The sequence below is a fragment of the Limosilactobacillus reuteri subsp. simiae genome (assembly GCF_020784875.1).
Lineage (GTDB): Bacteria > Bacillota > Bacilli > Lactobacillales > Lactobacillaceae > Limosilactobacillus > Limosilactobacillus reuteri_H.
In genome coordinates this window covers 1-237 of record NZ_JAJGUI010000080.1, presented here as the reverse complement: position 1 = coordinate 237, position 237 = coordinate 1, and the positions used below count along the sequence as shown (strand labels likewise).

Genomic DNA, 237 nt, shown 5'->3' with positions numbered 1-237 from the left:
TGGGTTGCCCCATTCGGAAATCTCCGGATCAAAGCGTACTTACCGCTCCCCGAAGCATATCGGTGTTAGTCCCGTCCTTCATCGGCTCCTAGTACCAAGGCATTCACCATGCGCCCTTTATAACTTAACCTAAACAATCAAAGATTGTCTGATTAATTGAGTTAGCGATTATAATTCGTTAATTAAAACTCAAATAACGCGGTGTTCTCGGTTTATTGTTTTGTTAATAAAGAAATT

The 237-nt window shown here is 40.5% G+C and carries 1 rRNA gene; it reads right to left on the bottom strand.

Annotated elements, in window-relative coordinates:
* Positions 1–130: ribosomal RNA gene (locus LMC10_RS02095) — 23S ribosomal RNA — on the bottom strand; the annotation flags it as partial.
* Between the last annotated feature and the right edge of the window lie 107 nt (positions 131–237).